Here is a 21,974-nt window from a genome sequence, read left to right as displayed (position 1 = left end):
CGTGAGCAACACCGAGACCGCCCCCGACGAGGTCCTCTGCGACGGGACGGAGCCGGGCCCCGTCGTCGAGATCCTCACCCCGCGAGAGGTCCCGCTCGGCGGGCCCCGGGCGATGACGGTGCGCCGGACCCTGCCCCAGCGGAGCCGGTCGCTGATCGGGGCGTGGTGCTTCGTCGACCACTACGGGCCCGACGACGTGGCCGCCACCGGCGGCATGGACGTCCCGCCGCACCCGCACACCGGCCTGGCCACCGCGAGCTGGCTGTTCACCGGCGAGGTGGAGCACCGCGACTCCCACGGCGTGCACGCGATCGTCCGCCCCGGCGAGCTCAACCTCATGACCGGCGGGCACGGGGTCTGCCACTCCGAGGTCTCCACCCCGGGCACCGCGACCCTGCACGGGGTGCAGCTCTGGCTCGCCCTCCCCGACGCCCACCGCGACACCCCCCGCGCCTTCGAGCACCACGCGCCCGACGCCGTCGACCTGGTCGGCGCCACCGCGCGGGTCTTCCTCGGCGAGCTCGCGGGCATCGTCAGCCCGGTCGAGACGTTCACCCCGCTCCTGGGAGCCGAGCTGATCGTCGAGCCGCACGCCACCCTCGCCCTCGACGTCGACCCGGCCTTCGAGCACGGCGTCCTCGTCGACACCGGGGAGGTCCGCCTCGGCGGCGAGGCCGTCGCGGCGGCCGAGCTCGCCTACCTCGCCCCCGGCCGGGAGCGCCTCGAGCTGGCCAACCCCGCCGACGTCCCGGCCCGGGTGCTGCTGCTCGGGGGCACCCCCTTCGGCGAGCAGATCGTCATGTGGTGGAACTTCGTCGCCCGCAGCCACGACGAGGTCGTCGCCTTCCGCGCCGCGTGGGAGGACGACCCGGAGGAGCGGTACGGCCGCGTCGTCGGGTACGTCGGCCGCGACGGCGCCACGGCCCGGCTGCACGCCCCCGCCCTGCCGAACGCGGTGATCAAGCCCCGCGGCTAGTCCGAGTACGGATAGTAAGCGTTCCGCTGACGTCGGGTAGCGGATCACCTACTGCTCTGACTCTTGTGTCACTCTCCGTGCCGTCTCTACGTTGTCGTCAACGGCTTCTCACCCGGGCGGCCGCGGGGGGATCACGGAGAGTCGGATGGGCCGATGACGATCGACAGGGGGGAGCCGGTCGGCCGGCGCGGACAGTGGCTCCGCGCCGGCCGGGCGACGGCGGAGCTCGAGGAGTGGGTGGTCGGGCCGGTCCACGCGCCGTACACGACCGACGCGCTGGTGGACCTGGCACCCGACCCGGGCCCGTGGTCGCAGCGGCGGCTGCTCGCCGTCGTCGGGGCCACCGGGCCCGACGACGTCGCGGCCACGCTGCGCTGGGCCGGCGAGCACGGGGTGGCGGTGGTGGTCGTCGACCCGCAGGGGGCACGGCCGCGGCGGGACGCGATGGACCGCCCGACGGTGGCGATCTCGCTGAGCCGCGTCGACCGCGTGCGGCTCGACGCCGACGGGGCGACGGTCCGCGCCGGGGTCGGGGCCGCGTTCCCGGCCGTGCACCGCGTCGCGCAGGCCCACCGGGCCGCGCCGAGCGACCTGCTGTGCCGCCGCGGCACGGTCGGGCACGGCGTCGACGGGCTCACCCGGTGCGGGGTCACCCTGGTCACCGGCGACGGCGTGATCCACCACCTCGGGACCGGCGGCGGGGACCGGGACCTGTGGTGGGCCCACCGGGTCCGACCCGATCGGGTCGGCGTCGTCACCGAGGTGGTGCTCGACCCGTGGGACACCACGGTCCGGTTCGGCCGGCCGGCCTGGTCGGCGGGCGACGAGGCCCGGCTCGCCACGATCCGTCGGCGACACGACCCCGATCGGGTTCTCGGCTAACCAATCGTGCTCCCGGGGCGATGCACCGGGCGTGACGACGATCGGTCCGCGCCCCCCGAAGGGCGCCGTCGGCCGGGTGGCCCGTGCCGCCCTCGAGCTCGGCGACCTGGTGGACGGCCCGGTGCAGCCGCCCTACACCACCGGGGCCGCCGTCGAGCTGCTGCGCGCCCCCTCCCTCGGCCGCCCGCCGTCGCGCCTGGTCGCGGTGGTCGGTGCCACCGGGACCCGCGACGTCGTCGCGACCCTGCGCTGGGCCGCCGAGCACGACACCGAGGTGGTGGTGCTCGACCCGCACTCCGCCCAGCCCCCGAGCCGCACCAGCCGGCCCGCGATCGCGCTGTCGCTCTCCCGGGTCGACCAGGTGACGGTCGGCCGCGACGGCCTGGTCCACGCCGGCGTCGGCGCGTCCTGGGACCGCGTCCGCCGCGTGGTCACCGACTCCGGCGCCCCGGTGCGGTCCCCGCTGCGCCCCGACACGATCGCCGACGCCCCCGGGGCGGCCGGCGTCCGCGGCGTGACGCTGGTGACCGGCGACGCCGTGGTGCACCAGCTCGCGGGCGCCCACCCCGACCCGGAGCTGTGGTGGGCCTTCCGCTGCCGCCCCGAGGCGGTCGGCGTGGTCACCGGGATCGTGCTCGACGCGGACGGCGCCGGCCCCGCCCTGCTGGCCGCCGCTCCGGAACCCGACGACGACGCCCGCTTCGCCGCCCTCGTCCGCCGCCACGACCCGGCGGCCCTGCTCGGATAGCCGCCCTCAGGCCTCGGCGCGCACCCGCAGGGCGTGCGTGATCATCGGGTACTGCAGGGGCAGCCGTCCCAGGGCGATCGCCCGGTACGGCCACGGCTCGCGACGCCAGTCCCAGGCCATCTGCACGTTGGCCGGGTAGACCGCGAGGAACAGCCCGGCCGCGGCCGTCGCCCCCAGCCGGCGGGTGCGCGGCACGGCCACGGCGGTCCCGACGAGGACCTCGGCGACACCGCTCGCATAGGTCCAGAACCGGGCGGACCCCGGGATCCACGACGGCACGATCGAGTCGAACGGCGCCGGCACCGCGAAGTGCAGCACCCCCGCGCCGATCAGCGGGGCGGCGAGCAACGCCGCGGAGCGGCGGGACGAGAGGGCCATGCCGGTCAGCGTCCCAGAGTCGATCACCGGCCGACGGCGTAGCCCTGCATCCCGCGGGGGTTCGCCGCGCCCCACAGCACCCCGCGGTCGCGGTCGATCCCCACCGCGGACAGCCGCCCGAGCGACCAGTCCCCGGCGCGGGTCACCCGGTGCCCGCGCCGCTCGAGCCCGCCGATCACCGCGGCGCCGAGCCGGTCCTCGACCGTCGCACCGCCCGGCTCGCGGTCGCGCGGCCAGAACGAGCCCGGGGACGACGTGGTGTGCAGCGCGGGCGCGTCGATCGCGGCCTGCGGGCCCCAGCCCCCGACGAGGGTGCGGAGCAGGTAGAGCAGCTGCCACTGGTCCTGCTGGTCGCCGCCGGGCGACCCGAGCGCGGCGACCGGCCCGCGGTCGTCGAGCACGAGCGTGGGGGTCAGCGTGGTCCGCGGACGGCGCCCCGGCGTCAGCGTCGAGGGCAGTCCCTCCTCGAGCCAGGTCATCTGCAACCGCGTGCCGAGCGCGAACCCGAGCTCGGGGATCGTCGGGGACGACTGCAGCCACCCGCCCGACGGGGTGACCGAGACGATGTTCCCGAGGCGGTCGACGACGTCGACGTGGCAGGTGTCGCCGCGCATCTCCCCGTGCGAGCTCGTCGGTGGCTCTCCCGTCGCTCCGCTCGCCCCGGGCTCGCCGGCCAGCTCCACGGTCGGCTCGCCCACCGCCGAGCTCCCGCCGACCGCCGGGGCGGCCCCCGCCAGGGCGAGCTCCGCCATCCGCGGCTCCCGGCCGCCCACCCGTCCCGGGCGGACCTCCGACGAGGCCCCGTCGGTGATCAGGCTCCGCCGCCCGTCGAGGTAGGCGGGGTCGAGGAGCTCGTCGAGCGTGACCGGGCAGTCGTCGCCGAACCACGCCTCGCGGTCTGCCTGCGCGAGCTTGATCGCCTCCAGGACCACGTGCGCACCCTCGGCCGTCGACGGGTCCACGGTGTCGAGGGGCTCGAGCAGCGCCAGCATCTGCAGCAGCGCGGGGCCCTGCCCCCACGCCGGCGTCTTCGCCACGCGGTGGCCCGCGAACGTCCCGACGAAGGCGTCGGTCACCGACGCCCGCCAGCCCGCGGAGTCGGCGACGGTGAGGACGCCGGCGTGGTCGGTGCCCGACGAGTGCCGGTGGGGCGTGGCGCAGAACGCCTCGACCGCCTCGGCCACGAAGCCCTCGGCCCACTGCGTGCGCACGGCGTCGACGCGGTCCTCCCTCGTCGGGCCCTGCGCGGCGCCGGCGAGCCGCTCCAGCGTCGCGGCCCAGGCGGGGTTGCGGAGCACCTCGCCGGGCGCGGGCGGTCGTCCGGACGGGAGCCAGAGCGCGGCCGAGGTGGGCCAGTGCCCGGTGAACAGGTCGGCCACCGCGGCGATCGTCGACCCGACCCGGGGGACGGCGGGGAAGCCGTCGCGGGCGTAGCCGATCGCGGGGGACACGACGTCGCCCACCTCCCACGTCCCGTGGTCGCGCAGCAGCAGGAGCCAGGCGTCGGTGGCGCCCGGGATCGCGGCGGCCAGGGCGCCCGCGCCGGGGACCCGGTCGAGGCCCTCGTCGCGATAGCGGGCCGCCGACGCCGCGGCGGGCGCCGGGCCCTGGCCGTCCAGCACCCGGGGCGTCGGGTCGTCCGCGGTGGCGAAGACGGCGGTCAGGTCGCCGCCGGGGCCGTTGAGGTGCGGTTCGACCACCTGCAGGACGAAGCCCGCGGCCACCGCGGCGTCGAAGGCGTTGCCCCCGCGCTCGAGCACGCCCATCGCCACCGCCGAGGCGGCCCAGTGGGTGGACGCCGCCATGCCGACGGTGCCCTCGAGGGTCGGGCGCGTGGTGAAGGCCGGCGGGCGCGTGAAGGGGGTCACCCCGGCGATGGTGGGCCACGACGACATCCCGTGCACGGTATCGAAAGACAACTACCCAGTATGGTATTGACACCAAGAGCGGCTGACCAGCAGGATCGTCGCCATGACCACGACTGCCGCCGCTCCCGCCTCCACCACGTCGACCCGGGGCCGGCCGGCCACGATCGGGCTCTGGGTGCTCCAGGTGCTCCTCGGGCTGATGTTCGTCGTCGGCTCCGGCTTCCCGAAGCTCGTCGGCGAGAGCTACGCCGTCCAGATCTTCGAGGACCTCGGGGCCCCGTGGCTGCGGATCGTCGTCGGCGTGCTCGAGGTCGCGGGCGGCCTCGGCCTGCTGATCCCGCGCCTCGCCGGGCTGGCGGCCGCCTGCCTCGTCGCGCTGATGGTCGGCGCCACCGTGGCGCAGCTCTTCTTCCTGAGCGAGGGCTTCTGGTACACGCCCGTGATCATGGGCGTCCTGCTCGCCGTGGTCGCGGTGGCCCGGCGCCGCGAGATCCCGGCGACCTTCCGGCGCTAGCGTGGGGCGCGTGACCAGCACGCTCGAGCCGCAGTCCGGGACCGCCGAGCAGGCCGAGGTGGCGGCGCGCGCCGACGCCTTCGTCGCCGAGCTGTCGGAGTGGCTGCGCATCCCGTCGATCAGCGCCGACCCGGCCCACCACGACGACGTCGCCCGCTCGGCGACGTGGCTGGCCGACACGCTCCGGCGGGACGGCTGGCCGACGGTGGAGGTCTGGGACGACACGGCGGCCCTGCCGGCCGTGTACGCGCACTGGCCCGCGGCCGACCCGGCCGCGCCGACGGTGCTCGTCTACGGCCACCACGACGTGCAGCCGGCCGACCTCGCCGACGGCTGGAGCTTCGCGCCGTTCGAGCCGCAGGTGGTGGGGGAGGAGCTGCGCGGGCGCGGCGCCTCCGACGACAAGGGCCACATCGCGATGGTGCTGCTCGGGGTCCGGGCCCACCTCGCCGCGACCGGCGCGACCGCTCCCGCCGTATCGCTGAAGCTGCTGGTGGAGGGCGAGGAGGAGTCGGGGTCGGCGCACCTCGCCGAGCTCCTCGACGCGCACGGCGACGCCCTGGCGTGCGACGAGATCGTCGTGACCGACACCGGCATGATCAACCGGGACAGCCCCACCGTCTGCTGCGGCATGCGCGGCCTCGTCGACCTCGACGTCGTCTTCCGCGGCGCGTCGGTCGACCTGCACTCCGGCATGTTCGGCGGCGCCGTCCCCAACCCGGTGGCCGAGCTCGCCGGCCTCGTCACCGCCTTCCACGACGAGGCCGGCCGGGTGGCCGTCCCGGGGTTCTACGACGACGTGCGCGAGGCCACCGAGCGCGAGCGGGTCGCGTGGGCGGCGCTGCCGTTCGACGAGCCCGAGTGGCTCGCGGGCCCCGCGGCGGGCGCGACGGCGACGGCGGGGGAGCAGGGGTGGAGCACCTACGAGCGGCTCTGGGCCCGCCCCACCGCCGAGGTCAACGGCCTGCACGGCGGCTACGACGGGCCGGGCCACAAGACGATCGTCCCGCACTCCGCGACGCTGAAGATGACGTTCCGGCTGGTCGCCGACCAGGACCCGGCGCGCATCAAGGCCCTCGTCGAGCAGTTCGTGAACGAGCGCGTCCCGGCCGGGATCACCGCCGAGGTCTCCACCGGCGGGCCCGGGGTGCCGCCGCTGATCTGCGACCTCGACTCGGCGCTCGTCGCCTCGATCCGCGAGGCGATGGGCATCGCGCTGGGCACCGAGGTGCTGCCGGCGCGCGAGGGGGGCAGCGGCCCCGAGGCGCTGCTGACCACCGCGCTCGACGCCCCGCTCGCGTTCCTCGGCGTCATGCTGCCCACCGACCGCATCCACGCCCCCGACGAGCGGGCGGTGCTCCCGTTGCTGCTGCGCGGGGCCGAGTCGGTGGCGCACCTGTGGCGCCTCCTCGCCGCCCGCTCCCGCTGAGCGTCAGCGATGGCACTTCGCTGACACTGGACGGCAGGAATCGCACACGCTCGCACCGCGCTTGCGTTCGAGCGCGCTCGAACTCCTAGCGTCGAGCCCATGACCAGTACGCAGCAGACCCCGCAACAGCCCCTCGGTTCCGGGTTCGGCGCGACCAGCACCGCCGCTGACGTCGTGGCGGGACTCGACCTCTCCGGCCGCCTCGCGATCGTCACCGGCGGCTACTCCGGGCTCGGCCTCGAGGCGACCCGCGCCCTCACCTCCGTCGGCGCCCACGTCGTCGTCCCCGCCCGCCGGCCCGAGGTCGCGGCCGAGGCGCTCACCGGCCTCGGGAACGTGGAGACCGACGCCCTCGACCTCGGCGACCTCGACTCCGTGGCCGCCTTCGCGCAGCGCTTCACCGGCTCCGGCCGCCGCGTCGACGTGCTGATCGACAACGCGGGCGTCATGGCGACCCCGCTCGAGCGCGTCGGCCCCGGGTGGGAGCGCCAGTTCGCCACCAACCACCTCGGCCACTTCGCCCTGGTCAACCGTCTCGTGCCGACCCTGGCCGACGACGCCCGCGTCGTCTCGGTCTCCTCGCGCGGCCACCACTTCTCGGGCCTGCACCTCGACGACGTCCACTACGAGCGCCGCGAGTACGACAAGTGGCAGGCCTACGGGCAGTCGAAGACCGCCAACGTCCTGTTCGCGGTCGGCCTGGCCGCCCGGGGCGTCCGGGCCTTCGCCCTGCACCCCGGCGGGATCATGACCCCGCTGCAGCGCCACCTGCCGCGCGAGGAGATGGTCGCGCTCGGCTGGCTCGACGAGGCCGGCAACCCCGGCCCGGCGGCGTCGTCGTTCAAGACCCCCGAGCAGGGCGCCGCCACCGAGACCTGGGCCGCGACGAGCCCGCAGCTCGCCGACCTCTCCGGGGTGTACCTGGAGGACTGCGACGTCGCGGTCGCCGTCGACACCTCGAAGGGGCCCGACTCCCGCGGCGGGTACGGCAGCGGGGTCATGCCCTACGCGATCGACCCCGACACCGCCGAGGCGCTCTGGGCGTACTCGGCGCAGCTCACCGGGGTCGACGCCTTCAGCTGACGCCCCCGGGCGGAGCACCGACGCCGCCGGACGGGGTGTCGGGAAAAGCGTGAGGTGTACCAGTCGGTCGCTCTGGGTACCGGGGCGGGATCCCTCGATCGGGTCCGGCGTGGCGGGTGCAGAATCTCACCCGTGTCACTCTCCGCGGACCGTCTGGGTTCCGCCTCGCTGCGTCTCCCCGTGACGACCGCCCGGGCCGCCGAGAGTGAACGTCGTCCGTCCCGGTCCATCCCTCTGCTCGTGGCGCTGGCCCTGGGGGCGATGGCGGTCGTCGCCCTCGTGCTGCCGCGGGTGCCGGCGCTGGCCGACGCCGTCGGGATGGGGGCCGCGCCGGCCGCGGCCCCCGTCGCCCCGCCGATCGTCGTGACCGCGGTCGTCACCGCCACGGCCTCGTGCGTGTCGGCCGACCCGCACGACCGGGTGACCCTCGAGGTCGCCGGGGTGCGGCGCGAGGCCGTGCTCGACGGCTGCGGCCGCTCCGCGGGCTTCCCCGTCCCGGTCTCGGTCCCCGCCGACGGGGCGATCACCGGGCCGCTGGGCGTCGTCGGGTCCGGCGCCACCGCCCGCCCGGCCACCACCGACGTGTCCGGGGAGGGCGTGTCCCCGCTGGTGGCGCGCCTCGAGATCGCCCTGGCCGTGGCGGCGGCGCTGGGAGCCGGCTCGCTGCTCGTCGTGGTGGCCCGCGGCGCGGCCCCTGCCCGGCCACGCCGGGAGATCGTCGTGCCGGTCCCGCGTGGCCCCGCCCGACGCGCGGCCCACGGACGACGCCGCCGTTAGGGTCGGGGGGTGAGTACGGCCCCCACCTCGACGTCCCCGGCCGCGCGTGACGCGCACGAGGGCATGCAGCGCACGCGCCTGACGCTCGACAACGGTCTGCGGGTGCTCCTCGCGCCCGACCGGACGAACCCCGTCGTGGGGATCGCGGTCCACGTCGACGTCGGCTTCCGCAGTGAACCGGAGGGCCGCACCGGGTTCGCCCACCTCTTCGAGCACCTGATGTTCCAGGGCTCGGAGAGCCTGGAGAAGCTCAGCCACTTCCGGCACGTCCAGGGCTCGGGCGGGGTGTTCAACGGCTCCACCCACCAGGACTACACCGACTACTTCGAGATCCTCCCGGCCGCCGCGCTCGAGCGGGGCCTGTTCCTCGAGGCCGACCGGCTGCGCGCGCCGAAGCTGACCGAGGACAACCTCCGCAACCAGATCGACGTGGTGAAGGAGGAGATCCGCCTCAACGTGCTCAACCGGCCCTACGGCGGCTTCCCCTGGATCCTGCTGCCGCCGGTGCTGTACTCGACCTACCCGAACGCCCACAACGGCTACGGCGACTTCACCGACCTCGAGCAGTCCTCGCTCGACGACGCCGCCGCGTTCTTCGACGCCTACTACGCGCCCGGCAACGCGGTCCTCACCGTCGTCGGCGACTTCGATCCCGACGATGCCGCGGCGCTGGTCCAGCGCCACTTCGGCGACATCCCGGCGCGCCCGGTGCCGACGCGGCCGTCGTTCGGCGAGCCCCGGCCGCAGGGCGAGCACGTCGAGTCCGTGGTCGACCCGCACGCCCCGCTGCCGGCGCTCGCGCTCGGCTACCGCCTGCCCGACCCGGGCACCGACCTGGCGGGCTACCTCGCCCACGCGGTCCTCGGCAGCCTGCTCACCGACGGCGAGGCCGCCCGCCTGACCCAGCGCCTCGTCTACGGCGACGGGCTGGTCACCGACGTGTCCGCCTCGGCCGGGCTGATGGGCGCGCCGCTCGACGCCCGCGACCCCGACACCTTCACGATCACCGCCGTGCACCCCGACTCGGTCGACCACCGCCGCGTGGTCGACGCCGTCGACGGCGAGCTGGACGTGCTGGCGAAGGAGGGACCCGACCCGGAGGAGCTGCGCCGGGTCACCGCCCGCTGGGCCGGGGCGCTCTACCGCGAGCACGACCGGCTGATGAACCGGATGCTCGCCCTCGGTTCGGCCGAGCTCGTCCACGGGCGTGCGGAGCTCTCCGACGAGCTGCCGGGCGCGATCGCCGCGGTCACCCCCGAGGCGGTCGCCGGCGCGGCGGCCGCCCTGCGCCCCGACTCCCGTGCCCTGCTCGTCCTGACCCCGGGAGCCTCGTCGTGACCACCACCGAATCCAGGATCGAGCGCCGCTCCGCCGCCGAGATCGGCCGCACCCCCGCCGGCCCGCGGGAGCTCCCGCCGCTGCGACCGCAGCCGCAGGTGCCCGCCCCCGAGGAGACCGACACCGTCCTGTCGACCGGGCTGCGCGTCATCGCCGTGCGCCGCCCGGGCGTGCCGATGGTGGAGATGCGCCTGCGCATCCCGTTCTCCGCCCACGACGCCGCCGAGGCCTCCTGGCACTCCGCCGTCGCCGAGGTGCTCGCCTCGACCCTGCTCTCCGGTACCACCCGCCGCACCCGGGTCTCGCTCGACGACGACCTCGCGGGCGTCGGCGGCGAGATCGGCTTCTCCGTCGACCCCGAGCGCCTCGCCGCCGCCGGCCACGCGCTGGCCGACGGGCTGCCGACGCTGCTCGACGTGCTCGCCGACGTCCTGACCGGGGCGACCTATCCCGACGAGGAGGTGTCCCGGGAGCGCGAGCGGCTCGCCGAGCGGATCCAGGTGGCCGCCGCCCAGCCGTCGGTGATCGCCCGGCGGGCGCTGCAGCGCCACCGCTACGGCGACCACCCGATCACCCGGGAGATGCCCGAGGTGGCCGAGGTCGCCGCGGTCTCCCCGGAGGACCTGACCGCCCTGCACCGCCGCATGGTCGTGCCCTCGGGCTCGGTGCTCGTGCTGGTCGGCGACCTCGACCCGGCCGGCGCCGTGGCCGCCGTCGAGGCCGCCCTCGCGGCCTGGGACTCGCCCGGCGACGCCGGCGTCCTGCCCCCGCTGCCCGCCCTGCACGGGTCGGACCTGCTGCTCGTCGACCGGCCCGGGGCGGTGCAGTCGCAGCTGCGGCTCTCCGCGGCCGCGATCCCGCGCACCGACCCGCGGTACGCGGCCCTGCAGCTCGCGAACCTGGCCTTCGGTGGCTACTTCTCCTCGCGGCTCGTCGAGAACCTGCGCGAGGACAAGGGCTACACCTACCACGCGTCGTCGTCACTGGAGTTCGACCCGTACGGCGCCGCCCTGCTCGTGGAGACCGACTGCGCCTCCGAGGTCACGGCCGCCGCGCTGCTCGAGATGCGCTACGAGCTGGGCCGGGCCGCGGTGGTGCCGCCGAGCGCCACCGAGCTCGAGTCGGCCCGCCGCTACGCGATCGGGTCGCTGCTCATCTCGATGAACACCCAGGCCGGACTCGCGTCGACCCTCGCCGGGCTCGCCGGGGTGGGGCTCGACCCCACGTGGATCCGGGAGCACCCCCAGCGCCTCGAGGCCGTCACGCACGACGAGGTCGCCGCGGCCGCCGTGGAGTTCCTCGCCCCGTCGCGCTTCACCGGCGTGGTGGTGGCGGACGCCTCGACGACGGCGGAGTCGTTGCGTGCGCTCGGTGGTATCCGCGTCCCGTGACGACTACGCCGGCCACCACCGCAGGCCCCGACATGCGCGCGGCGTTCCACCTCGACGACCTGCCCCGCCTCTCCCGCTCCACCGTCGACCGGCGCGAGCAGGTCCGCGGCGACCCCGAGCACGTCGCCTCGACCTGGCCGCTCGCCCGCGTCGTGCGGGTCGACCCGCAGGGCCGTACCCCGGTCTCGGAGGACGCGGACGGGACGCTCCGGCTCGTCGACGTGTCCTCGCGCGACTTCGGCGAGGCCCCGCCCGAGGGCGCGGTGCTGCTCGGCGAGGAGGACGGCACCGCCTACTGGGGCGTGCGGGTGCCCGACGTCGACTCCGCCAACGACGCCGGGTCGGGCTTCTCCGCGACCGAGAAGTGGCGCGACCTGCGGGTGTCGGGCGGCGACCTCGACGCCCACTCGGCGGGCCTGCTGACGACCGCCGTGGCCCTGCTGTCCTGGCACGACCGCGCCCGTTTCTGCTCCCGCGACGGCTCGCCGATGCGCGCGATCAAGGCCGGGTGGGCGCAGCTGTGCGAGGCGCACGACCACGAGGAGTACCCCCGCACCGACCCCTCGATGATCTGCCTGGTCCACGACGGCGCCGACCGCGTGCTGCTCGCGCGCCAGCCTATCTGGCCGGCCGGGCGCTACAGCGTGCTGGCGGGCTTCGTCGAGGCGGGCGAGTCGCTCGAGGCCTGCGTGGCCCGCGAGTGCGCCGAGGAGGTGGGGGTCGCGGTCACGACGATCACCTACCTCGGCTCCCAGCCCTGGCCCTTCCCGCGCTCGCTGATGATCGGCTTCGCGGCCGTCGCCGACCCCGAGCAGACGATGCAGCTGCAGGAGGGCGAGATCGAGAACGCCCGCTGGGTCACCCGCGACGAGCTGCGCGCCGCGCTCGAGGCGGGCGACTGGATGACCCGCGAGGGCGAGAGCCCGAAGGGCGCCCACGGCGTCGGCGGCACCGCGTTCGAGGCGGGCGAGGAGCGGGAGCTCATCCTGCCCGGCGGCGTGTCGATCGCCCGGGCGATGCTCGAGGCCTGGGCGGCCGCGGCCTAGGGATCAGCAATGGCACGGTGCTGACGCCTGACGTCAGGACGGCGCCACTCGCACATCCGGCTCCGCCCTGTCCCCGGACACACGAAGGGCCCCTCCACCCGAGGTGGAGGGGCCCTTGTCCGTGGTCGGTCACACGCCGGGCGCGGCCTCGGCCTTCGCCAGCGCCGTCTTGACCTCGGCGAAGCTCGGGTTCACCGCGGCGGACCCGTCGGGGTAGACGACCGTCGGCACCGTCCGGTTGCCGCCGTTGATCTCCACGACGATCTTCGCGGCGTCCGGGGTGCGCTCGATGTCGACCTCGTCGTAGCCGATGCCCTCCCGGTCGAGCTGGCTCTTGAGCCGCCGGCAGAAGCCGCACCAGCTGGTCGTGTACATCGTCATCTGCGCCATGTCCGGTCCAACGCGCGGAGGCCGCCGTGACTTCCCGCGGGTCACTCCTCGACGTGGGCGAAGCGGTGTCGCGTGATGCTGACCGCCTGCTCGCGCAGCACCGAGAGCAGCTCGCGGCGCCCGTCGGCGAGCACCGGGCCCTCGACGAGCGACGCCCCGACCTCGGCGGCCTCGCGGCGCAGGGCCTCCGGCGGCGTCCCGAGCACCCGGACCCGCTCGCCCGGCTCGCAGGCGCGGCGCGGCGCGATCCGCGGCGGGACGCGCCCGCCGTCGCCGTGGGCCGGGTCGGCCCGGACGAAGGTCGTCACCGACACCCCGGCGCACGCCCCGGCCAGTTGGAGCCGCAGCAGGTCGCGCCGGGAGGCGCCCTCGCCGTGCGCCACCCGCAGCCCCGGCAGCGGCCGGTACCGGAACACGTTCGCCTCGGCCGCGATCCCGGTGGGGTCGTGCTCGACGGAGAACTCCTCGCGCCACCAGTGGGCGTCCGACCCGGCCGCCGCGCGCAGCCACGCCAGGTCCTCGGCCGACACCGAGCCGGCCACCGAGGCCAGCAGCTCCGAGGCCGCCCGACCGAGCGGGGCGGACGGGAGGGCGGCGGGGTCGGCGTCGGCCCACGTGCCGAACTGCGCCACGTAGTTCGGCCCGCCCGGCTTCGCCCCCGGTCCCACCACCGAGCCCTTCCATCCCCCGAACGACTGCCGCTGCACGATCGCCCCGGTGATGTGCCGGTTGACGTAGGCGTTGCCGACCTCGACCCGCTCCATCCAGTGGTCGATCTCGTCGCGGTCGAGCGAGTGCAGACCGCCGGTCAGCCCGAAGCCGGTCGCGTTCTGCCACGTGATCGCCTCGTCGAGGGTCGCGGCCGTCATCAGCCCGAGCACCGGGCCGAAGCACTCCGTCACGTGGAACCACGAGCCGGGCGCGACACCCTCACGCACCCCCGGAGTCCAGAGGCCGTCACCCAGGCGGCGCGGCTCGACGAGCCACGACTCGCCCGGCTCCAGCGTGGTCAGGGCCCGCTCGAGCTTCCCTGACAGCTCCCCGACCAGCGGCCCCATCGTCGAGGACAGGTCGGTGCCGGGGCCCACCCGCAGCGTCCGCACCGCATCGGCGAGCTGGCGGCGGAAGCGGCGCCCCACCGCGGAGCGCGGGTCGCCCACCGACCCGACGAGGATCGCCAGCGAGGCGGCCGAGCACTTCTGCCCCGCGTGCCCGAACGCGGAGCGCACGAGGTCGGCGACCGCGAGGTCGGGGTCGGCGGCCGGGGTGATCACCAGCGCGTTCTTGCCCGAGGTCTCCGCGATCACGCCGAGGTCGGGCCGCCAGGACCGGAACAGCGCGGCGGTCTCGCTCGCCCCGGTGAGCACCACGCGCTCGACCGCGGGGTGGGTCACGAGCCGGCGCCCGGCCTCGCCCTCGTCGGTGTGCACCAGCTGCAGCGCGTCGGCGGGGATGCCCGCCCGGTGCAGCGCGGCGACGCCGACCTCGGCGCACGCCCGCACCTGGGGCGCCGGCTTGATGACGACCGCCGCGCCCGCCGCGAGGGCGGCCAGGCAGCCGCCCAGCGGGATGGCCACCGGGAAGTTCCACGGCGGCGTCACCACCACCACGCGGTCGGGGGTGAACCGGTCCTCGTCGAGCTCGACGGCCCGGTCGGCGTAGTAGGTCGCGAAGTCGATCGCCTCGGAGATCTCCGGGTCGGCCTCGGCGACGGTCTTGCCGGCCTCGCCGACCATCGTCGTGAGCAGCTCGGTGCGGGCGGCCGCGAGGGCCCGGGCGCCCTCGCGCAGGAGCGCCGCGCGTTCCCTCGGGCTCCGCGAGCGCCAGTCGGCCTGCTCGGCCCGGGCGACGATCCCGTCCACGGCCGCCGGGTCGGTGACCTCGGGGGAGCGCACGGGGGTCGGCGCGCCCGCGACCGCCCGGCGCGCCCAGTCCCGGTTCGCGGGCAGGGAGGGATCGGTGTCGGGCTCGTTGTGGAACTCCCCGGCGGCCACCGGGGTCTCCCGCGTGCGGTCCTGCGTGCGCCGCGGGGTGTCGGGGACGGCGTCGCGGTCGCGGACCGAGGCCCGGAACCGGTCGAGGTAGGAGGCCGGGCCCTCGTCGGAGAACATCGCGTAGAGGTAGTTCTCGTGGCCCGCGTTCTCCTCGAGACGCCGGACCAGGTAGCTCACCGCCGCGTCGAAGTCCTCGGCGTGCACGACCGGCGTGTAGAGGACCAGGCCCGAGTCGGGCAGGTCGGCCGCCACCGCCCGGGCCTGCGCGGGCGCCATGCCCTGCAGCATCTCCACGTCCATCTGCGCGGCGACCCCGCGGGCGGCCGCGAGCTCGACGGCCAGCGCGACGTGGTGCAGGTGGTGGCTCGCGACCCCGAGGCGCAGCGCGTCGGCGAGCCCGGGGCGCAGCGCGTGGTCGAGCAGGCGCACGTAGTTGGCGTCGACCTCGGCCTTGGTGGCGTAGGGCGCCTGCGGCCAGTCGTGCAGCGCGGCGTCGACGCGCTCCATGGCGAGGTTCGCGCCCTTGACCAGCCGGACCTTGATCGACGCCCCACCCGCCTCGACGCGGCGTCGGGCGTAGTCGGCGAGGTGCTCCAGGGCCGCCACCGAGTCGGGCAGGTAGGCCTGCAGGACGATGCCCGCGGAGTAGTCCCGCAGCCCCGGCCGGTCGAGCAGCGCGGTGAACAGGGCGACGGTGAGGTGGAGGTCCTTGTACTCCTCCATGTCGAAGTTGACGAAGACGCCGTGCTCTCGCGCGGTCTCGAGCAGCGGGGCGAGGCGGCGGACCAGCCGGTCGCGGCTGCCCTCGAGGTCCCACGGCACGAGCTGGCTCGCCACCGACGAGGCCTTCACCGACACGTAGTCGACGTCGGGGCGGCGGATGAGCGCGAGGGTCCGCTCCAGGCGCCGGTCGGCCTCGTCCTCCCCGAGCACCGCCTCGCCGAGGAGGTTGAGGTTGAGCCGGAACCCCTCGGCACGCGCGGACGCCAGGCGCCGGCGCAGGGACCGGCCGGAGGCGTCGACGACGAGGTGCCCGACGAGCTGCCGGAGCCGGCGCCGCGCGAGCGGCACGACGAGCCGCGGGGCGCGGGGCGCCAGGGCGGCACCGGTGCGGAGCATGACCCGGTCGAGGGGCGAGGCGAACCCCGGCAGCGTGGCGCCGCGCCCGGCCGTGCGGGCCAGCTCGCGGGCGGCCACGGCGTCGTCGTCGGGCCGGGCCACCCGGTCGACGAACCGCATCGCGAACTCGACCCCGGCGGGGTCGTGGACCAGGGAGGCGAGCCGGCGGGTCGCCGCGTCGGACCCGGCGGCGTCGGACGCCTCGCTCCACCGCGCGGCCCGGGCGACCGCCCGCTCGACCATCGCGTCGTCGATCGGGCCGTCGACCGCGCCGTCCATCACCGCCTGCTCGCTCATGGACCCATGGTGGCCCCGGGGACCGACACTCCTCTTGTCCGAATCCGGCGCCCCCGCCGCCGGGCCCGACCAACCAGGATGGCGCGGGTGGACATCCCCGCCCCGGCGCTGCTCGCGCTCTTCGCCGAGCTGACCGGCGTGATGTTCTGCGCGAAGGACGCCGACGGGCGCTACGTCGAGGTCAACGACGCGTTCGTGCGCCGGACCACCGCGCGGACGCGCGCCGCGGTCGTCGGGAAGCGGGCGGGGGAGCTGTTCGTCCCCGCCCTCGCCGAGCGGTACGAGGAGCAGGACGCCCGCGTGCTCGCCGAGGGCCGCACCCTGCGCCACGAGCTGGAGCTGATCCGCCGCGAGGGCGGGGTCCCCGGCTGGTACCTGACGACGAAGGTGCCGGTGCGCGAGGGAGGCGCGGTCGTGGGGGTGGCGAGCGTGTCGGAGGACCTGCGCTCCGCCGACGAGACCGACCCCGCGATGCCCGCGCTCTCGCGCGTCGTCGACCTGGTGGCGGCCCGGCTCGACGACCCGCCGCGGCTCGAGGAGATGGCCGCCGCGGCCGGGACCTCGACCTCGACCCTGGAGCGGCGGATGCGGGCGGTGTTCGGCCTCGCGCCGACCCAGTTCGTGCTGCGGGCGCGCATCGACCGGGCCCGCGCGCTGCTGACCGGCACCGACACCCCGCTCGCCGAGGTCGCGCTGCGCTGCGGCTTCTACGACCAGCCGGCGTTCACCCGCCAGTTCGCGCGGCTCGCGGGGGAGACGCCCGGCCAGTTCCGGCGACGCGCCGGGGCGTACCCGGGGGAGGAGCCCCACGATGTCGGACCCGGTTGAGACGATGGGGGCGTGACCCCCGCGGACGGCCTCGATCCCGAGCAGCGCGCGGCCGTGCTCGCCGCCCGGGGCCCGGTCTGCGTGCTCGCCGGCGCCGGTACCGGGAAGACCCGCACGATCACCCGGCGCATCGCCCACCTCGTCACCACCGACCAGGTCCGCGCCGGGCAGGTCCTCGCCGTCACCTTCACCGCCCGCGCGGCCGGCGAGATGCGCACCCGGCTGCGCGATCTCGGCGTCGGCGGGGTGCAGGCGCGCACCTTCCACGCCGCCGCCCTGCGCCAGCTGCGCTACTTCTGGCCGCGCGCGGTCGGCGGCGAGGTGTGGCCGCTGCTCGACAACAAGATGCGCTTCGTCGGCCAGGCCGCCCAGCGCGCGAACGCGGCCACCAACCGGGAGTCGCTGCGCGACCTCGCGAGCGAGATCGAGTGGGCCAAGGCCTGCCTCGTCGCGCCCGACGCCTACGCCGCGGCCGCGACGAAGGCCCAGCGCGACACCCCGGCGCCCGTCGAGCAGGTGACGGCGGTCTACGAGACCTACGAGCAGCTCAAGAACCGCGCCGAGCAGCTCGACTTCGAGGACCTGCTGATCCACACGGCCGGCGCGCTGGAGGACTCCGCCGCGGTCGCCGACGAGTTCCGCGAGCGCTACCGCTGCTTCGTCGTCGACGAGTTCCAGGACGTCACGCCGTTGCAGCACCGCCTGCTGGGGGCGTGGCTCGGCGGCCGGGACGACCTCACGGTGGTCGGGGACGCCAATCAGACGATCTACTCGTTCGCCGGGGCCAGCGCCGGGTACCTGCTCGACTTCCCCCGCCGGTTCCCCGACGCCGAGGTGGTCCGCCTGGTGCGCGACTACCGGTCCACCCCGCAGGTGGTCGCCGCCGCGAACACCGTGATCGGCGCGGCCCGGGGCCGGGCGGCCGGGTCGCGGCTGCGCCTCGAGGGGCAGCGCCCGCCGGGCCCGGCGCCCGACTTCTCCGAGCACGACGACGAGCCGGCCGAGGCCGCCGCCGCCGCTCTGCAGATCCAGTCGTTGATCGACGACGGCGTCCCCGCCTCCGAGATCGCGGTGCTGTTCCGCATCAACGCGCAGTCCGAGGCCTACGAGCAGGCGCTGTCCGATCTCGGGATCCCCTACCAGGTGCGCGGCGGCGAGCGGTTCTTCCAGCGCACCGAGGTGAAGAACGCGATCGCCGCGCTGCGCACCACCGGCAACCGGCTCGAGGGCGGCCCGGAGGCCGTCGTCGGGAAGGACGTCGTCACCACCGTGCGGGCGGTGCTCGGCGAGCAGGGGCTCACCGAGACCCCGCCCGCGGGCAGCGCGGCCGACGGTGCGCAACGCCAGCGCTGGGAGTCGCTCCGGGCGCTCGCCGAGCTCGCGGGCGACCTCGTCGCCGCCCTGCCCGAGGTCACCTACTCCGGGTTCCTCGGCGAGCTCGCGAACCGGGCGCAGGCCCAGCACCCGCCGACCGTGCAGGGCGTCACGCTCGCGACGCTGCACGCGGCCAAGGGCCTCGAGTGGGACGCGGTGTTCCTCGTCGGGCTCACCGACGGCGCGCTGCCGATCCAGCACGCCGACGGTGACGACGAGGCGATCGAGGAGGAGCGGCGCCTGTTCTACGTGGGGGTGACGCGCGCGCGGGTGCACCTGCGGATGTCGTGGGCGCTGGCCCGCAACTCCGGTGGCCGGCGCTCCCGGCGGCGCAGCCGCTTCCTCTACGGCCTGGTTCCCGACGACCACCCCGCCGCCCGCAAGGCGGGCACCGGGATCGACGGCGGCCCGAAGCAGAAGGTGTCGAAGGCCGGCTGCCGGGTGTGCGGCAAGACGCTGGGCGACGCCGCCGCGCAGAAGATCGGGCGCTGCACCGAGCACCCGTCGGACATCGACGAGGAGCTCCTCGACGCGCTGCGGTCGTGGCGGTCGAACGAGGCCAAGCAGCGCTCGGTGCCCGCCTACGTCGTCTTCACCGACGCGACGCTGGTCGCTCTCGCCGAGCAGCGCCCGCTCGACACCAAGGGCCTCGTCACCATCCCCGGCATCGGCGCCTCCAAGCTCGAGCGCTACGGCGAGGACGTCCTGACGATGGTCCGCGAGCACGTCTCCTGAGCCGTCCGGGAGAAATCCCGACGACCTCGCGGTAATTCCGTTGCGGCGTCCGCGAGGAGCCCCCTAGGTTCGTCGACACCGGCGCGCGAGGTGCCGGGTCGATCTCCGACGGCCGGAAGGGGTGTGCCGATCATGAAGCTGTTAATCGGTGCGCCGATCCCCTCCCCGTCGGTCGACGTGTGGCAGTCCCGCGGCTCCGAGCCATGGGTCGCCCTGGTGCGGACACGAGCGTTCGCCGCCGTGCCCACCGCCGTGGTCGCCGGGGGAGAGGTGTGCCCGGTCAGCGGTGTCCCCGGTGGCACCCGCCCGGCCGGCTCCCTGCGGCCCACGCCGACACACGTCGATCTCGACCCGTTCCGTCCGCGCCCGAGCGGTGGTCCGCCCCAGGACTGACCACCGACATCTCGAGGCCGCGGACCCACCGGGTTCGCGGCCTCCGTCGTCTCACGAGGACGTCGGCTCCGCGGACCGGGTGACCCCCGAACCACCCGCCGTAGGAGGTCCGAGCGATGTTCCCCGTCCCTGCCGCCCCCGACATAGCCGTGTCGGTCTCCCTGCCGTGCCTGGAGGAGCCCGACGACCTGTGGTTCTCGGAGAACCCCGCCGACCTCGAGCAGGCCAAGGTGCTGTGCGCCGCCTGCCCGGTCCGGCGCACCTGCCTGTCCGGTGCGCTGCAGCGGCGGGAGTTCGCCGGGGTGTGGGGCGGCGAGATCCTCGATCGCGGTGCCGTGATCGCCCGCAAGCGCCCCCGGGGCCGGCCGAGCAAGGCCGACCTCGCGCGGGACGCCGAGATCGCGGCGGCCCGGGCCGAGGCCGGCGTGGCGTGACGCCCCCGGCCCGCCCCTCCGGGCGAGGGGTCCTGCGCGGACCCCTCGCCCGGTCTCACACGTCGAAGCCGGGCTGCCACTCCCGGAAGATCGAGCGCAGCCCGATCTCGGCGTCGAGCTGGCAGAGCACGGCGACCGAGGCGAGCGTGACCCGGTGGATGAGCAGGTACTGCGGCGGCAGGTTCAGCCCGCGGCCCGTCTCGAACTCGGGCCGCCGCAGGTCGCCCAGCCGCTCGGCCTGCCCGCGGATCCAGTCGCGGGTGAAGTGGAACTTCTCGGTGCGCAGCGGGTCGACGAGCGGCCCGAGGTAGGCCGTGGCGCGCTCCGCGGTCATGTCGGTGTCGGGCAGCACGAAGTGCAGGTCGCGCATCAGCTGCAGCAGCTCCTCGGAGCGGTCCTCGACCGCGAGGGCGAGCATGTGCCCGAGCTCGTGCGGCAGGCCGTCGGGCAGCCGGGCGACGGCGCCGAAGTCGATGACGCAGAGCCGGCCGTCGGGCAGGAGCTGGAAGTTGCCGGGGTGCGGGTCGGCGTGCAGCAGTCCGGTGCGGGCGGGCGCGGAGAAGTGGAACGTCGAGAGCAGCGTGCCGACGCGGTCGCGCTCCTCCGGGTCGCCGTTGCGGATGACCTGCGAGAGCGGCGTGCCGTCGACCCACTCGCTGACCATGGCCTTCGGCGCCGAGGCGACGACGCGCGGCACGATCACGTGCTCGTCGCCCTCGAAGGCCGCTGCGAAGGTGCGCTGCGCGTCGGCCTCGTCGCGGTAGTCGAGCTCCTCGGACATCCGGTCGCGCAGCTCCTGCAGCAGCGGCTTGATCTCCATGCCGGGCACCATCGGCTGGATCAGCCGGGAGAAGCGCTGCAGCTGCCGCAGGTCGGCCATCACGGCCTCCTCGGCGCCCGGGTACTGCACCTTGACCGCGACCTCGCGGCCGTCGCCCCAGACCGCGCGGTGGACCTGGCCGATGCTCGCCGACGCCGCCGGGGTGTCGTCGAACTCACGGAACCGGTCGCGCCAGCCCCGCCCGAACTGCTCGGCGAGGACCCGGTGCGTCCGCGCGGCGGGCATCGGGGGCGCCGCGGTCTGCAGGCGGGTGAGCGCCTCGCGGTAGGGCTCGGCCAGCTCGTCGGGCACCGCGGCCTCGAACACCGACAGGGCCTGACCGAACTTCATGGCCCCGCCCTTGAGCTCCCCGAGCACCGCGAAGAGCTGCTCCGCCCCACGTCGGGCCACGTCCGCCGAGATCTCACCGGCGTCACCGCCCGCGAGACGTCGTCCCCACCCTGCGGCCGTCCGGGAGGCGAACCCGAGCGGCAGGGACGCCAAGCGCGCGGAGCGTTGGACCGTTCGGCGGGGAATCTCGTCGGACACGTCATCGATTGTCCCCCGAGCCGACGACCCCGGCGCGCGGAGGTCGGGGTCCGGTGCACGGGCAGCGGGGGTGGACGGCCCGCTCGCAGCGGGTCGCGCGGCCCGTGGCGGGCTCGAGTTCGACGGCGGCACCGCTGAGGTCGGGACCGCCGGCGAGGTGGGCGAGGACCTGCGCCACGGCCAGGCCCGCGACCGCCGCCGCCACGGCCACCGGGACCGCCGGGGGCACCGCGGCGAGCTGCGCGGCGACCCGCGGCCAGGCCGGGTCGGCGTCGGTGCGGTGCCGGTCGGCGCAGCGCAGGCACGAGGTGCGCCCGGGCAGCACCAGCGGACCGACCGTCCCCGTGGTCTCGCCGGCGGTCACGGCCAGGTGCGGCTGGTGGCGGGCGTGCAGGGGAGCGGCCGCCACCAGGTCGCCGGCGGCGCGCCCCGTGAGCACCACGAGGTCGGGACGACGACGGGTCGGCTCGGCCACCGCGACGCCCGCGGCGACCCGGCTCACGGCGTGCGCCCCGGCCGCGACGGCGGGCGCGACGAGGTCGGCCTCGGTCAGCCCCGTGCCGAGGTCGCCCCGCCCGACCGACCCCGCCGCCCGCACCGCCACCCGCCCG

The 21,974-nt window shown here is 75.8% G+C and carries 19 protein-coding genes; 13 read left to right on the top strand and 6 right to left on the bottom strand.

Annotated elements, in window-relative coordinates:
• The first annotated feature begins 1 nt into the window (after position 1).
• The 3 genes from ACFPBZ_RS07335 to ACFPBZ_RS07325 all read left to right on the top strand — a co-directional run bounded on the left by ACFPBZ_RS07335 (position 2) and on the right by ACFPBZ_RS07325 (position 2,606).
• The gene (locus ACFPBZ_RS07335; protein WP_378035366.1) at positions 2-976 is read left to right on the top strand and encodes a pirin family protein; all 975 of its coding nucleotides are present in this window, start codon (positions 2-4) and stop codon (positions 974-976) included.
• Positions 977-1,129: 153 nt separating this feature from the next.
• Positions 1,130-1,858: an FAD-binding protein gene (locus ACFPBZ_RS07330; RefSeq protein WP_378035365.1), complete on the top strand. Its 729-nt coding sequence runs from the start codon at positions 1,130-1,132 to the stop codon at positions 1,856-1,858.
• Between the two features lie 31 nt (positions 1,859-1,889).
• Positions 1,890-2,606 (top strand): hypothetical protein, encoded by a 717-nt coding sequence (locus ACFPBZ_RS07325; RefSeq protein WP_378035364.1) that lies wholly within the window; start codon positions 1,890-1,892, stop codon positions 2,604-2,606.
• 6 nt (positions 2,607-2,612) lie between these two features.
• Here the strand turns inward: ACFPBZ_RS07325 and ACFPBZ_RS07320 are convergent, their stop codons facing one another.
• On the bottom strand, positions 2,613-2,984 hold the full coding sequence (locus ACFPBZ_RS07320) for a DoxX family protein (protein ID WP_378035363.1): 372 nt from the start codon (positions 2,982-2,984) through the stop codon (positions 2,613-2,615).
• Positions 2,985-3,007: 23 nt separating this feature from the next.
• Positions 3,008-4,879, bottom strand: a complete 1,872-nt coding sequence (locus tag ACFPBZ_RS07315; RefSeq protein ID WP_378035571.1) for a gamma-glutamyltransferase family protein — start codon at positions 4,877-4,879, stop codon at positions 3,008-3,010.
• Between the two features lie 76 nt (positions 4,880-4,955).
• On the opposite strand from ACFPBZ_RS07315, the gene ACFPBZ_RS07310 reads away from it, so the two are divergent.
• The 7 genes from ACFPBZ_RS07310 (at position 4,956) to nudC (ending at position 12,430) form a co-directional block, all read left to right on the top strand.
• Entirely contained in the window at positions 4,956-5,366 is a 411-nt protein-coding gene (locus ACFPBZ_RS07310) for a DoxX family protein (protein ID WP_378035362.1), read from the top strand.
• Between the two features lie 10 nt (positions 5,367-5,376).
• A complete protein-coding gene (locus ACFPBZ_RS07305) occupies positions 5,377-6,795 on the top strand; it encodes a M20/M25/M40 family metallo-hydrolase (protein WP_378035361.1) in 1,419 nt (472 codons plus the stop codon).
• A 99-nt stretch (positions 6,796-6,894) separates the two neighbouring features.
• Entirely contained in the window at positions 6,895-7,878 is a 984-nt protein-coding gene (locus tag ACFPBZ_RS07300) for an SDR family NAD(P)-dependent oxidoreductase (RefSeq protein ID WP_378035360.1), read from the top strand.
• Positions 7,879-8,010: 132 nt separating this feature from the next.
• Positions 8,011-8,655, top strand: a complete 645-nt coding sequence (locus ACFPBZ_RS07295; protein ID WP_378035359.1) for a hypothetical protein — start codon at positions 8,011-8,013, stop codon at positions 8,653-8,655.
• A 63-nt stretch (positions 8,656-8,718) separates the two neighbouring features.
• Entirely contained in the window at positions 8,719-9,993 is a 1,275-nt protein-coding gene (locus ACFPBZ_RS07290) for a M16 family metallopeptidase (RefSeq protein WP_378035570.1), read from the top strand.
• On the top strand, positions 9,990-11,384 hold the full coding sequence (locus ACFPBZ_RS07285) for a M16 family metallopeptidase (RefSeq protein ID WP_378035358.1): 1,395 nt from the start codon (positions 9,990-9,992) through the stop codon (positions 11,382-11,384). The genes ACFPBZ_RS07290 and ACFPBZ_RS07285 overlap by 4 nt, the downstream gene beginning before the upstream one ends.
• Before the next feature lie 32 nt (positions 11,385-11,416).
• Positions 11,417-12,430: an NAD(+) diphosphatase gene (nudC, locus tag ACFPBZ_RS07280; protein ID WP_378035569.1), complete on the top strand. Its 1,014-nt coding sequence runs from the start codon at positions 11,417-11,419 to the stop codon at positions 12,428-12,430.
• Positions 12,431-12,559: 129 nt separating this feature from the next.
• Here the strand turns inward: nudC and ACFPBZ_RS07275 are convergent, their stop codons facing one another.
• Positions 12,560-12,820: a mycoredoxin gene (locus tag ACFPBZ_RS07275; protein WP_378035357.1), complete on the bottom strand. Its 261-nt coding sequence runs from the start codon at positions 12,818-12,820 to the stop codon at positions 12,560-12,562.
• 41 nt (positions 12,821-12,861) lie between these two features.
• Positions 12,862-16,230, bottom strand: a complete 3,369-nt coding sequence (locus ACFPBZ_RS07270) for a proline dehydrogenase family protein (protein WP_378035356.1) — start codon at positions 16,228-16,230, stop codon at positions 12,862-12,864.
• 78 nt (positions 16,231-16,308) lie between these two features.
• Between ACFPBZ_RS07270 and ACFPBZ_RS07265 the strand changes: the two genes are divergently transcribed.
• From ACFPBZ_RS07265 to ACFPBZ_RS07255, 3 genes are all read left to right on the top strand, one after another.
• A complete protein-coding gene (locus tag ACFPBZ_RS07265) occupies positions 16,309-17,058 on the top strand; it encodes an AraC family transcriptional regulator (protein WP_378035355.1) in 750 nt (249 codons plus the stop codon).
• A gap of 12 nt (positions 17,059-17,070) precedes the next feature.
• Complete coding sequence (locus ACFPBZ_RS07260; RefSeq protein WP_378035354.1) at positions 17,071-19,167, top strand: ATP-dependent DNA helicase UvrD2; 2,097 nt, start codon at positions 17,071-17,073, stop codon at positions 19,165-19,167.
• Between the two features lie 509 nt (positions 19,168-19,676).
• Positions 19,677-19,994, top strand: a complete 318-nt coding sequence (locus ACFPBZ_RS07255) for a WhiB family transcriptional regulator (RefSeq protein WP_378035353.1) — start codon at positions 19,677-19,679, stop codon at positions 19,992-19,994.
• 55 nt (positions 19,995-20,049) lie between these two features.
• Here ACFPBZ_RS07255 and ACFPBZ_RS07250 read toward each other — a convergent pair whose 3' ends face one another.
• Positions 20,050-21,363: an ABC1 kinase family protein gene (locus ACFPBZ_RS07250; RefSeq protein ID WP_378035352.1), complete on the bottom strand. Its 1,314-nt coding sequence runs from the start codon at positions 21,361-21,363 to the stop codon at positions 20,050-20,052.
• Position 21,364: 1 nt separating this feature from the next.
• On the bottom strand, positions 21,365-21,974 hold a 610-nt coding region (locus ACFPBZ_RS07245; protein WP_378035351.1), incomplete at its 5' end, for a TOMM precursor leader peptide-binding protein.

The organism is Actinomycetospora atypica (assembly GCF_042653685.1).
Taxonomy (GTDB): Bacteria; Actinomycetota; Actinomycetes; order Mycobacteriales; family Pseudonocardiaceae; genus Actinomycetospora; species Actinomycetospora atypica.
The sequence above is the reverse complement of the archived record's forward strand: the minus strand, read 5'-3'. Positions and strand labels throughout refer to the sequence as shown.